At 51.9% G+C, this 12,335-nt stretch carries 14 protein-coding genes; 7 read left to right on the top strand and 7 right to left on the bottom strand.

What is annotated here, in order from left to right; all coding sequences use genetic code 11:
* Positions 1–34 precede the first annotated feature (34 nt).
* Both NEA10_RS00415 and NEA10_RS00410 read left to right on the top strand, forming a co-directional pair.
* Positions 35–610: a Uma2 family endonuclease gene (locus tag NEA10_RS00415; protein ID WP_252663271.1), complete on the top strand. Its 576-nt coding sequence runs from the start codon at positions 35–37 to the stop codon at positions 608–610.
* The gene (locus tag NEA10_RS00410) at positions 610–1,182 is read left to right on the top strand and encodes a Uma2 family endonuclease (RefSeq protein ID WP_252665236.1); all 573 of its coding nucleotides are present in this window, start codon (positions 610–612) and stop codon (positions 1,180–1,182) included. Before NEA10_RS00415 ends, NEA10_RS00410 begins: the two co-directional genes overlap by 1 nt.
* Here NEA10_RS00410 and NEA10_RS00405 read toward each other — a convergent pair.
* On the bottom strand, positions 1,174–1,596 hold the full coding sequence (locus NEA10_RS00405) for a hypothetical protein (protein WP_252663270.1): 423 nt from the start codon (positions 1,594–1,596) through the stop codon (positions 1,174–1,176). The two genes, NEA10_RS00410 and NEA10_RS00405, sit on opposite strands and share 9 nt — an antisense overlap.
* A 125-nt stretch (positions 1,597–1,721) precedes the next feature.
* Between NEA10_RS00405 and uvrB the strand changes: the two genes are divergently transcribed.
* Complete coding sequence (gene uvrB, locus NEA10_RS00400; RefSeq protein WP_252663269.1) at positions 1,722–3,719, top strand: excinuclease ABC subunit UvrB; 1,998 nt, start codon at positions 1,722–1,724, stop codon at positions 3,717–3,719.
* An 88-nt stretch (positions 3,720–3,807) separates the two neighbouring features.
* Here the strand turns inward: uvrB and ruvC are convergent, their stop codons facing one another.
* The 3 genes from ruvC to NEA10_RS00385 form a co-directional block, all read right to left on the bottom strand.
* The gene (gene ruvC / locus NEA10_RS00395) at positions 3,808–4,290 is read right to left on the bottom strand and encodes a crossover junction endodeoxyribonuclease RuvC (RefSeq protein ID WP_252663268.1); all 483 of its coding nucleotides are present in this window, start codon (positions 4,288–4,290) and stop codon (positions 3,808–3,810) included.
* 18 nt (positions 4,291–4,308) lie between these two features.
* On the bottom strand, positions 4,309–5,400 hold the full coding sequence (gene bchI, locus NEA10_RS00390) for a magnesium chelatase ATPase subunit I (protein WP_252663267.1): 1,092 nt from the start codon (positions 5,398–5,400) through the stop codon (positions 4,309–4,311).
* Between the two features lie 163 nt (positions 5,401–5,563).
* Positions 5,564–6,682: an ATP-dependent 6-phosphofructokinase gene (locus NEA10_RS00385; protein WP_252663266.1), complete on the bottom strand. Its 1,119-nt coding sequence runs from the start codon at positions 6,680–6,682 to the stop codon at positions 5,564–5,566.
* A gap of 357 nt (positions 6,683–7,039) precedes the next feature.
* Between NEA10_RS00385 and NEA10_RS00380 the strand changes: the two genes are divergently transcribed.
* The 4 genes from NEA10_RS00380 (at position 7,040) to NEA10_RS00365 (ending at position 8,793) form a co-directional block, all read left to right on the top strand.
* Complete coding sequence (locus NEA10_RS00380; RefSeq protein WP_252663265.1) at positions 7,040–7,624, top strand: thioredoxin family protein; 585 nt, start codon at positions 7,040–7,042, stop codon at positions 7,622–7,624.
* A 103-nt stretch (positions 7,625–7,727) separates the two neighbouring features.
* Positions 7,728–7,913, top strand: a complete 186-nt coding sequence (locus tag NEA10_RS00375) for a hypothetical protein (protein ID WP_252663264.1) — start codon at positions 7,728–7,730, stop codon at positions 7,911–7,913.
* A gap of 143 nt (positions 7,914–8,056) precedes the next feature.
* Positions 8,057–8,308, top strand: coding sequence for a UPF0175 family protein (locus tag NEA10_RS00370; protein WP_252663263.1), 252 nt, complete (start codon positions 8,057–8,059; stop codon positions 8,306–8,308).
* On the top strand, positions 8,305–8,793 hold the full coding sequence (locus NEA10_RS00365; RefSeq protein WP_252663262.1) for a PIN domain-containing protein: 489 nt from the start codon (positions 8,305–8,307) through the stop codon (positions 8,791–8,793). The genes NEA10_RS00370 and NEA10_RS00365 overlap by 4 nt, the downstream gene beginning before the upstream one ends.
* Positions 8,794–9,071: 278 nt before the next feature.
* Here NEA10_RS00365 and NEA10_RS00360 read toward each other — a convergent pair whose 3' ends face one another.
* The 3 genes from NEA10_RS00360 to NEA10_RS00350 form a co-directional block, all read right to left on the bottom strand.
* On the bottom strand, positions 9,072–10,517 hold the full coding sequence (locus NEA10_RS00360; RefSeq protein ID WP_252663261.1) for a sensor histidine kinase: 1,446 nt from the start codon (positions 10,515–10,517) through the stop codon (positions 9,072–9,074).
* Positions 10,518–10,699: 182 nt separating this feature from the next.
* Entirely contained in the window at positions 10,700–11,320 is a 621-nt protein-coding gene (locus tag NEA10_RS00355) for a precorrin-8X methylmutase (protein WP_252663260.1), read from the bottom strand.
* A 45-nt stretch (positions 11,321–11,365) separates the two neighbouring features.
* On the bottom strand, positions 11,366–12,160 hold the full coding sequence (locus NEA10_RS00350; protein ID WP_252663259.1) for a TPM domain-containing protein: 795 nt from the start codon (positions 12,158–12,160) through the stop codon (positions 11,366–11,368).
* Between the last annotated feature and the right edge of the window lie 175 nt (positions 12,161–12,335).

The following is a 12,335-nucleotide window of genomic DNA, read 5'->3' as shown; positions in this document are numbered from 1 at the left end:
CTAGATGGTTTCGAGGAAGGGGGTTTGCCCCGCGATGAATAGCTTAACGCTAAATATGGACGCTCTCCATCTCGATGATGAGCGGTTTTTCCAACTCTGTCAGGATAACCCTGATTTACGGTTTGAACGCAACCCTAACGGAACTCTGATTATTATGCCTCCGACGGGTGGGGAAACGGGATATCGTAACGCCCGGATTGTTCAACAACTCCTCAATTGGTGTGATGCGACGGATTCGGGGGTGGTGTTTGACTCCTCAACGGGGTTCAAACTCCCTAATGGGGCCAACCGTTCGCCGGATGCGGCCTGGATTCCCCGGGAACGCTGGGAGGGGTTGACGGCTGAGGAGAAACAGGGGTTTTTGCCCCTTTGTCCCGATTTTGTCGTGGAATTGCGATCGCAGACGGATTCTTTAAGCCGGTTAGAGGATAAAATGCAAGATTATATTGAGAATGGGACTCGGTTGGCATGGCTAATTGACCCAAGTTCTCAAACCGTCCAGATTTATCGTCCTCAGCAACCGGTGGACGTAGCAAACTCTCCCTCACAACTCTCTGGAGAAGGGGTTTTGCCGGGATTTGTCTTGAACTGCGATCGCCTGTGGCTATGATGAACAGCGTAACTCTAAATACAGACGCATTCCATCTCGATGACGAGCAGTTTTTCCAACTCTGTCAGGATAACCCCGATTTACGGTTTGAACGCAACCCTAACGGAACTCTGATTATTATGCCTCCGACGGGTGGTGAAACGGGACGTCGTAATTTTGAACTCGCCGTTGAGTTGGGAGTGTGGAACCGTCAGACGCAATTGGGAATCGCCTTCGACTCCTCAACAGGGTTCAAACTCCCCAATAGGGCCAACCGTTCGCCGGATGCGGCCTGGATTCCTCGGGAACGCTGGGAGGGGTTGACGGCTGAGGAGAAACAGGGATTTTTGCCCCTTTGTCCCGATTTTGTCGTGGAATTGCGATCGCGGACAGATTCTTTAACCCGGTTAGAGGATAAAATGCAAGACTATATTGAGAATGGGACTCGGTTGGCATGGCTAATTGACCCAAGTTCTCAAACCGTCCAGATTTATCGTCCTCAGCAACCGGTGGAAGTAGCGAACTCTCCCTCAACCCTATCTGGGGAAGGAGTTTTGCCGGGATTTGTCTTGAACTGCGATCGCCTATGGTAGACTTAAATCGCTCTCGGAGTCAGTCAGAGGATGCAAGCGATTGACAAATCGCTGCCAACGGGACTGACGACGTTCTGGAACCATAAACTCTAGGGCGGAGTCCAAGCCGTAGCGACGAGAAACTCGTCTAGCCTCGCGACAGGAAATCGCAAATTCTCCCAAGATGAGGTTTCCGCCGTCGGCGGCGTAAGTCCAAGTTAACTGTTCCCGAAACCCCTCCTGCTCACACCAATTGTGGGTGCGATCGTACATAATAGCGATATGGACATCGTAAAGTCGTAGGGACTCCCCCTCAGACACGGGTTCCGCCACCTCCCTCTCGAAAACCACAAAGTCCGCCACATTCTTGGGCTGCAAGGCCTCCGGGACGGCTTGCAAACCCAGCAGCAACAGTCCGAGGACGCTGAATCCCATCACAATCTCCTCAATCCCGCAAAATTAGGCACAATACACCCAAAAATAGCCTATATAATACCACTCTAAACTTTTCCTACTTTTTTGTCAAGCCAATTCTGGGATTTCTTGTAACAAGTTCTACCATGACATCTTTCCGGTTTACCTCTCCCTTTAAAGCCACCGGCGACCAACCTCAAGCCATTACTCAACTCAGCCAGGGGTTACAACAAAATAACCGCTTCCAAACCTTACTCGGGGCAACGGGAACGGGAAAAACCTACACCATGGCCCGAGTCATTGAAAATCTCGGCAAGCCCACCCTCGTTCTAGCCCATAATAAAACCCTAGCGGCGCAACTTTGTAATGAGTTGCGGGGCTTCTTTCCCGACAACGCCGTTGAGTATTTTGTCAGTTATTACGATTACTATCAGCCCGAAGCCTATATCCCCGTCACCGATACCTATATTGAGAAAACCGCCTCAATTAACGATGAGATTGATATGTTGCGCCATTCCGCGACGCGCTCTTTATTTGAACGACGGGATGTGATTGTAGTCGCCTCCATTAGTTGTATTTATGGACTGGGGATTCCTAGCGAATATCTGAAAGCCTCGATTCTCTTTGAGGTCGGACAAGAAATTGACCAGCGGCAATTGTTGCGGGATTTGGTTACCATTCAATATCAGCGCAATGATTTGGAAATGGGACGGGGGAAGTTTCGGGTGAAAGGGGATGTGGTGGAAATTGGCCCGGCTTATGAAGACCGGTTGATTCGGATTGAGTTTTTTGGGGATGAAATTGATGCCATTCGCTATATTGACCCGGTGACGGGAGAGGTGATTTATAGTGTAAATCACTTGCGAGTTTATCCAGCCCGCCACTTTGTCACGCCGGGCGATCGCCTCGAAATTGCCTGTGATGCCATTGAATCGGAACTGGATAGGCAACTAGATGTCCTTGAAAAAGCCGGAAAACTCCTAGAAGCCCAACGCTTAGCCCAACGCACCCGCTATGACTTAGATATGTTGCGGGAAGTGGGATATACCAATGGAGTGGAGAATTACTCGCGACATTTAGCGGGACGAGATGCGGGACAACCGCCGGAATGTTTAGTGGATTATTTCCCCCAGGATTGGTTGTTAGTCGTCGATGAGTCTCACGTCACCGTTCCCCAAATTCGGGGAATGTACAATGGCGACCAAGCGAGAAAACGGATTTTGATTGACCACGGCTTTCGCCTTCCCAGTGCGGCGGATAATCGTCCCTTGAAAGCGGATGAGTTTTGGCAGAAAGTTCGTCAATGTGTGTTCGTCTCGGCAACTCCCGGAAATTGGGAACTTGAGATATCTGAGGGAGACGTGGTTGAGCAAATTATTCGCCCGACGGGAGTGGTTGACCCGGAAATCTTTGTCCGACCGACGGAGGGCCAGGTGGATGATTTGTTGGGAGAACTTCGCGATCGCATCTCCCGCAAAGAACGCACTCTGGTGACAACGCTCACCAAACGCATGGCGGAAGATTTAACGGAATACTTCCAAGAGCGGGGGGTGTTAGTGCGGTATCTCCATTCTGATATCAACTCCATTGAACGAATTGAAATTTTGCAATCGTTGCGTCAGGGCGAGTTTGATGTCTTGATTGGGGTGAATCTGTTGCGAGAGGGATTGGATTTGCCGGAAGTGTCTCTGGTGGCGATTTTAGATGCCGATAAAGAGGGTTTTTTGCGGGCCGAGCGATCGCTGATTCAAACCATTGGCCGCGCCGCTCGTCATGTTCGCGGACAAGCGATTCTCTATGCAGATAATCTCACCAAAAGTATGGAGAAGGCAATTTCGGAAACTCAGCGGCGACGGGAGATTCAGTTAGAGTATAATGAGAAACATGGGATTACGCCCAGGTCGATTGTCAAAACCATTGATAACTCCATTCTCTCCTTTTTAGAGATTTCCCGCCGGCTGAATCGGCAACAATTGGAAACGGCCTATGAACAGGTGGATGAGATTCCCTTATCCCAGATTCCGGAACTGATTCAACAACTTGAACTGGAGATGCAGGAAGCGGCGAAAACTTTGGAGTTTGAGACGGCGGCCCGGTTGCGCGATCGCATTAAACACCTGCGAGATAAACTGGTTGGACGGTAGCGATCGCCATACTAGGAATGGATATAGCGGTAAAAAGCAACGCCAAAAATTCCGTAACCAGACCCATGCCAGAGTTGCCAGACTTGACTCAACTCGAAGCAAAAAACGAGCCAGCGATCGCCACCGCCAGAGCATCCGCCGCATCATCGGGTTTAGGAATCTCATCCAAATCTAACTCCCGGGCCACCGCCTCCTGCACCTCCAACTTAGACGCATTCCCATAGCCAGTTAACGACTGTTTCACCTGTCCCGGCGTCAGTTCCACTAAGGGTAATCGATGTTGAGCTAACACCAAGAGAATCACCCCTCGGGCCTGGGCCACAGAAATCAGATTACTCATGCGATAGAAAAACAGCTTCTCCACCACCACCAATTCCGGGGAAAACTGCTCACATAGAGCATGTAAATCCTCATAAATCGTCTGGAGGCGATCGCCAATCGGCTGTTTGGCCGGCGTCTGGATAATACCAAAATCAAGAGGTTTAGGGCGATCATCCTCAACCATGATCGCCCCAAACCCCAAACGTGCTAACCCCGGATCGAGTCCCAAGATACGCACTTTGGCCGTCATCCTTGAGACAGCAAACCCTTAATTCTCATCCAGAGAAACCCCGAACACCTCAGAAAACACCTTCTCCACCTTAGTTCCTGAATCAATGGTTTCCATGGGGTCTTTCCGGAGACGGTGACGCAGACAGAGGGTAATAATGCGGCGGATATCGTCCAGAGTGACCTCCGTACGTCCCTCAAACGCCGCTAAAGCTTTCGCCGCGCGGTTCGTGACAATATCCCCCCGCAGTCCGTCCACATCCAACTCAGCACAGACTTGAGAAATCTGCACCCGCAACTCATGGTTAATCTCCACCGAAGGTAACAGACTTTGGGCTTGCAGCAACCTCTCCTGTAAGGCCTGTTGGCTTTCCTGATGCTGACTGAGGTAATCCTGGGGATTGCGATCGAACTGCGATCGCTCCTCAACAATTTTCACCCGTAACTCCGGGTCCCGCACGGTGCGAATCTCGGCGTGCATCCCAAACCGGTCCAACAACTGGGGTCGTAACTCCCCTTCCTCCGGGTTCCCGGACCCCACCAAGACAAAACTCGCCGGGTGGCGGATCGAAATCCCTTCCCGTTCCACCGTATTCCAACCCGAAGCAGCGGAGTCCAACAGAACATCCACCAGGTGGTCATCCAGCAAATTCACCTCATCCACATAGAGAATGCCGCGATTGGCCTTAGCCAGCAATCCCGGTTCAAAGGCTTTCACCCCTTCCGAAAGAGCTTTTTCAATATCGATGGTGCCACAAACCCGGTCTTCCGTCGCCCCCAGGGGTAAATCCACCATCGTCACTTTTTTCTTCGCCACCGGGAGTGTTTCCCCCTCGGCCAAGCGATCGCGCACCTCATCACTCATCAATTCAGGATTATGAGGGTCACTACTAAAGGGGTCATCGGCCACCACCTCCATTTCCGGGAGTAAGTCCGCCAACGCCCGAATTGTGGTGGATTTTCCCGTTCCGCGATCGCCCATAATCATCACCCCACCCACCTTTGGGTCAATGACATTGAGCAACAGAGCAAGTTTCATTTCCTCTTGTCCCACAATCGCCGTAAAGGGGAATACGGCTCGGCGACGGGGTTGAGTGGAGACCATCGGAGTAGCGTCGGCAGTTACAGTCATGCGAGTTTATTAGGGGTCGCGTCGGCGTTGAATGTACAAATGAAAGTCTTGATCATACAGATGAGTCGGTCTAACCTCGGCCGCTCATCGAGAGCGTCATTTTAAAAAATAACCGTCCTCCATTGTACCCCGACGCGATCCCCCCCCAACGCCAGCGGCCGCCTTAATGGGTCAATACATCTTCTGAACCCACCTTCGCTGGGACATCCAACTCGCCCACATAAATTCCCAGGGCCCGAGCGGTTTGCACCAAATCTCCCTCAGGAGTCACTAAACGGGGACTGCGAGCGCAGACTTCCCCGAGGGATACCGATCGCACACCACCATTTTGCCAGACCACCATCTGAGCGAACTGGTCCTGAGCCACCAAATCGACGGCTCCCTTGCCCAATACTGAAGCCAAAACGCGGTCAAAGGCCGAGGGAATCCCCCCCCGCTGCACATGGCCTAAAACACTAACGCGAGCCTCAATGCCATTATTGGTGCAACGACAAATCTCATCCGTGACATATTCCCCAATCCCCCGCAAGCGGATTTCTCCCTGAGCGTCGCGATATTCCCGAGACTCTCCCGAGAGGGTTTTCGCCCCTTCCGCCACTAGGACAATGGCAAACTTATGACCCCAGCGATCGCGCAACTCACTAATTTGCCGACAAACCGCCTCAATACTATAGGGAATTTCCGGCATCAGAATCACATCAGCCCCCCCAGCAATGCCCCCTCGCAACGCCAAATGGCCCGCCGTACGCCCCATCGTTTCCAGAACCATCACGCGATCGTGACTCGCGGCAGTATAACTGAGTTTATGGAGCGCATCCACCAGGGTATTCACCGCCGTATCAAAACCAATCGAACATTCCGTCAACGCCACGTCATTATCAATGGTTTTGGGAATCCCAACCAGATTCCAGTTTCCCTGACGCGCTAACTGGGACAAAATCGCTAAACTTCCATCACCCCCGATGGCAATCAAAGCATCCAATTCTAGGGCATGATACCCGGCAATGATATCCGCTGCATGAGCCTCCGTCGGACCCCGATTGATTGACCCCAGAATCGTTCCGCCCGTACTTAACATCGGGTCAATCCCCCGCATATCTAGCCCATGGACATTCAGGGCAACGGCTTTACGTTCTAGGAGGCCTTCAGTGGCATAGGGAATCCCCAACACTTCCCAGCCATAGGTGAGAGTGGCATGGCTGACAACCGCTCGGATTGCGGCATTGAGGCCAGGACAATCACCGCCACTGGTCAAAATTCCAAGGCGTTTCGGTGTGTGCATGACGTGTTTTTGAACCTCGTGGGAGACGCAGCCCAGGCCTGCTATTACTCTAAAAGAAATTACTAGGTTTAGGGGAATTATTTGTTTTTTATTTAGACTTCTTTAAACTTAGTTATCTTAGATCACAAATGTAACATCAATACCTTGACAAAAAGCAAATAATAGTATCAACTTGACAAACGATTCCGGTTAAAAAATCCAAGGGACATGACCGCCAGAACCCAGCTATCTCCCAGTGTCGATGAGCAGGAACGGGAACCATCGAGCCTTGCATCCGGTTTGCCAGAATTAGGAAAAATTCCCTAAGCTAGAAGGGATATACCCTAAAAACCACTAGCGATTGAGGAGTTTTTGACGATGGTACGCACCCCCTCGACGATGCTCGATCTGGGAACCTCCGCCCCAGAATTTGCCCTCCCTGACACGGTCTCCGGGGACGTCATCAGCCTGGATTCCTTTACTGGCAAGACGGCCCTGTTGGTGATTTTCCTTTGTGAGCATTGCCCCTTTGTCAAACACGTTCAAGAGGAACTGGCTAAAATTGGTCATGATTACGCGGACCAAGGCTTAGGGGTGGTGGCCATCAGTGCCAACGATATCTCTACCCACCCCGCTGATGCCCCAGAACATCTCAAACGCATGGCCCAAACTCTAGGGTTCAACTTCCCCCTCTGTTACGACGAAACCCAAGCCGTGGCCAAAGCCTACACCGCCGCCTGTACTCCTGATTTCTTCCTTTTTGGGGGCGATCGCACACTCGTCTATCGCGGTCAACTCGATGATAGCCGCCCGGGTAATGATAAACCGGTCAATGGGAAGGATTTACGGGCTGCGATCGAACAAACCTTAGCCGGCCAACCGGTCCCCCCAGAACAAAAACCCAGCATCGGCTGCAACATTAAATGGACACCGGGGCAGGAGCCGGAGTATTTTAAGAATTAGGCAGCAGGCAGTAGAAAAGACGTAGGGGCGAACCCTGGTCACTGAGCGATAGTCGAAGTGGTGGTCGCCCTCAGCACGACGAGAACCCGGAGGATGATTGGCTATGGGACGTAAAGCAAAGCTTAAACAACAACGCCGTCAACAACAGGGGAATCCTTCCCGCGAGTCTGGGGGGGAGACCCCTCGCTATAAAGACACGGATTTTGTGGAGGAATTTGAGCAACAGGGATATCCGAGCTTGGGGGGCGATCGCGCTCCTGAGATTCCCCCGCCTCGCTCGAAATCCTAAATCTGACTCTCCCTTAACGTTGAGTTCGGGTTAAGCCGAACTCACGTTATTTAGCTTATCCGGAACTTACTTTATATAAGTTTTGCTTATTTTCCTATCCCCAGAAGAGCCAATTAAAAGCCAGTACGCGACAGCAAGAGTCAATGAAAATCACACTCAACCTACCTGATAACCTCAGCCAAACTGAAACCTTTAATCAGAGCGATTGGCTTCGAGAAATTGCCATTTCCCTGTTTCAGCAAGAGCGAATTTCCCTTAGCTGTGCCAGTAAAATTGCTGGAATCGAAGTGATGAACTTTCAAAAGCTTCTGGCAGATCGTGGTATTTGTGTTCACTACGATGTGGAAGACTTAGAGCAAGATGTTCAACACCTGCGTGACCGGGGCTGGCTATGATCGTCGTCAGTGATACCTCTGCCCTATCCAATCTTGCCATTGTTGAGCATCTCTGGTTGCTAGAAGCCATTTACCAAACTGTCATTATTCCGGATGTTGTTGCTCGTGAATTAGCTGTTGCCAGCCATCCCACTATTCCAGCGATTCTGCAACTGGGCTGGATTCAAACCCAATCCCTCACCAATTTCGAGATCGCTAACCAACTGCAACAAGAACGAGGACTCGATGCTGGGGAAGCCAATGCGATTGCACTCGCATTTGAGGTATCCGCTGATGATCTGCTTATTGATGAACGTTTAGGACGACAAGAGGCGGTTCGGCTTGGACTGCCTATCATTGGTGTTCTGGGCATTTTGCTCGTTGCTAAGCAAAGACGCCTCATCCCTGAAGTTCAATCCGTTATGGATGCCTTAATTAACCAGGCTGGGTTCCGCGTCAGTTCTCAGCTATACCGGCGTATCTTAGATCTTGCTCAGGAACCTTAATCTAATAAGCCAAGTCTAGTCGACGAAGCTAATCCCCGTAGATTGACCCAAGCAGCTCTTGAGGTAGGCACAGAGGGGAACCCGGGTTGAATTTTTAGCTTATACGGCTCCTCCCTTTCTTGAGCTGACGCGGCTGTTAATAAATTCAGCTTTTGACAATAGGCACACTCAACCAGCTTGTTGCGAATCCCCCGTCGGCATCGTCTCAGGGTAGATTGGCTAAACCCTTTCCTGGACAAGAGTTTCAGTTGTTTCGCTTATCCCGAACTCTTGTTCCCTTAGTTCAGGGGTAGAAAAATCGTCAGAATCTCCCCCTGTTGGGGGCGGTGGCGGACGATGAGTTTCCCCCCTAAGGCCTGAAAGAGATTCTTTGTGGCCGAGAGATTGAGGCTGATATTGCCCGTTTCCGGTTGAACGTTGAGAAGTTGTCCGATGGACTTAAACGACGGTGCCGTGTGTACGTTCGGGGTTTGTTTAGAGTCTGAATTGGCTTTGAGTTGCAGCTTTAACTGATGGCCGGCCGGCATGACCTTGACTTGGATATGGCTCCCCACCGGTAGGCGACAGGTGAAATGGTCGATCGCCCCCGTTAACACCCGATCCAGTAAATTCGGATCGCTCACCACTTGGGGCATCTGTTGGGGCAGTAATACATCTAACTTCAAACTGCGACGACTGGCTTGCTTTTGCCAGCGCGGGATGCAGCTATCCACCACATCCGCTAAGGAGGTGGCGGTTAAGTGCATGGGCGAGGGCGATCGCTCCCCCGTTTCCAACTCAACCGCCTTAAAAATTAGTTCAAAGCGTCCAATCTGCTCGCTACATTCACGATCAATCTGTTCGAGCCAAGGACGAACCCCTTGGGGAATATCCGGCCGTTTTAAAATGAGTTTGGTGAAGGTGCGAATGGTCGTCAAGGGAGTCCGCACCTCATGGGCCATAGCCCGCAATAACTCCACATCCGGGGCTTCTGAAGGCTGGGGGTTGAAGGGCGTCTCAAACACCGCTTTCGAGGGCACATCCACGCAAAAGTTGGTTCGGAACGAGGCCCACTTGCCATGAGGTGAACTGGCTCCCGAACTCTGGCGGTCCGTGGTGGCGGAGTAGAACAGCATTTGCCCAAACCGCATCACCATCTTGTAGTGAGGCTCAACGGGGGGATAGCGCTGCCACTGTCGTTCAATTTCAGCCAGGGGTTCGTCCCCTTGAAGGCGATCGCGCAGTAGCTGCCAGGCCGCCGTCACCAACTCCGGTTCAAAGGAATATTGAAAGAGGGGTTCTCCGCCCTCTCCCCAACCTCGCACCATCACCAAACTCCACTCAGCCGTTAGGATGAGGGCAAATTGCTCTTGGGTTAGGGGGTCATCGGCTGCCAAAGATAGCCCCCGAGCGGCGGTCGCCTTTTTAGAAACCGTAGAAGACGCACCCGGGAGACAGGCTTGAGACTGGCCGAGGCGATCGCCCCCCGGGGAGTGAATCATCCAAGTTTTGAAATCCTCCCCAGATCCCCCATCACTGAGAACCGGGGTGGGGGCGCAAATCATCAGGCCCGCCACCGCCGACTGGGCCCGAGAGGGCGATCGCAACAGATGATTCAGGGCCGTCACCGCAGCGCGCCATTGATGATCCACATCGAGACCATCACCCCCCGTAGGGGCGATCGCCGGGAGACAATCCTGTTGAGCAAGTAATTGGCTTAAGGTCAATGGGCAAGATAGCAGCACGACAACTCCTTTCTTTTGTGTCGTCGGGAACCGGCATGGCCGTCAGCAAAACTGTCACACCCGCCATACCATTACCCCTAGCCTATCGGTAATCCGTTCTTACGTCTGTAGCACGAACCGAACCTCAGCACGGGAAATTTCCACCAGCCAGCCTCTAGGGATCTCAACGATGACATGAACCGTTAATTGTCCATAATGCCATAAGCCTGCCAAGCCAAATCCACCAAGCTATTGAGAATCGCCACCGCCACAACCGCCGAACCCTTACGTCCAGCACTGCGAATATGAGGAATCCGGGAATCATTGAGACGTTCTTTAAGGAAATCAATCTCATTAAACCCCGTGGGAGTGCTAACCACCAGCGCCGGACGGATGGCTTCAGACTCAATCAGTTCCACCAGAGACATCAAGGCCGTCTGAGACTGTCCCACCACAAAAATCCCTTCTGGATAGCGCCGCGCCAGGGTTTCAATACCCCAGGCGGCTTTAGTCTTCTCCTTCTGAGGCCGAGTCAGAGCATCCATACTGCAATACACCGGATTAGCGAAGGTTTCCATGATGTTGGCTGTGATCCCCACTTGAACCATGGGAACATCCACCACCAGGGTTGTCCGAGCCGCCAGAGCAGCGGCCCCTTCCTGAAGCGCCGTTTCCGAAAAGCGGATTAAGCTTTTGTACTCGAAATCCGCTGTTTCATAAATGACTTGGCGGATAATATGATACTCAGCCGGAGAAAGGTCAGACGGACCAAACTCGCGATCGACAATGCTCAGGCCTTGAGCTTCTGTTGAATGCCACTCCATAAGGGGGTAAAACCGGGTCAGTGATTCCCATCCACCTTACCAGGTTTAATGGGTTGCATCGGAAGCCGACTGATTGATAACGGGAGTCAGATAGGCCACTAAAGCGCCAAGGGCAAAGGCCAAGATATTACGAGTCAGGGGTAGCCAGTCCGAAGTCCGGGTTACCACTGGGCCAATCCCGAAGGCGATAAAGAGAATGCCCCACAGGGGTGAGAAGATTAAGGCCCATTGCCAGGCGAACACTTTGCCATCCCGAGGCTGAGCCGCAAAGCCGCAGACAATACCGCCTAACGCCGAGGTCACTAAGGTGAGAATCCATTGTTCCCGAGGCAGTCCCGGAACTACCTGACACCCTCCCTGACGTAGACAGCCTTCTACGGATTGCAGGGATTGCAAGATGGATTGGTCTTCCCCATTATCCCGGACAAAGAACTGATTGCCGTAGCGAGTTTGTAGTTCAATCCAGAAGGTGCGAGGCATTAAGTTATAAACAGCATCGCCGACATTGAAGCCTAAGAGATTCCCCCCACGAGAATCGGCAATCAGTAAAACGCTTTTATCGTCGAGTTGCCAAAATTCTTTAACGGCCCGTCCGGGGGTGCGATCGAACTGAGTCAGAACTCGGAGTTTGTAGCCTGTTTCGGCTTCGAGTTGGTCAAGGGTGGCAATAAGCTGTTCTTCCTGGACGCTCGTGAGGGTGTCTGCCAGGTCAATGATGGGGGTTTGAACATCCGGCAGCAGTTCCGGGTTATCGAAGGCATAGGCCGGCGACACAGCCCAAGTCATAAGGGCAACGCAGGTGGCCAGAAAACATCCGAGAGTGCGTTTGAGGTTTGGCATGATGGCTACAGGGGATTGGCTGATGTACTAGGGCAGGGCGTGATTTTAGCTAAATGTTAACGCAATCCTAATAATCTTCACATTACTTTACTTTATCCGACCTGGGGCGATCGCGCCAGAGGCCGGCTCAGATTTTTTCAGCCACTCCATCGGAGACAGCACAAAAAAACAGCAA

Origin of the sequence: Phormidium yuhuli AB48 (assembly GCF_023983615.1) — a bacterium.
GTDB lineage: Bacteria > Cyanobacteriota > Cyanobacteriia > Cyanobacteriales > Geitlerinemataceae > Sodalinema > Sodalinema yuhuli.
Note: the sequence above shows the minus strand (reverse complement) of the source record. Positions and strands in the feature narration are given on the sequence as shown.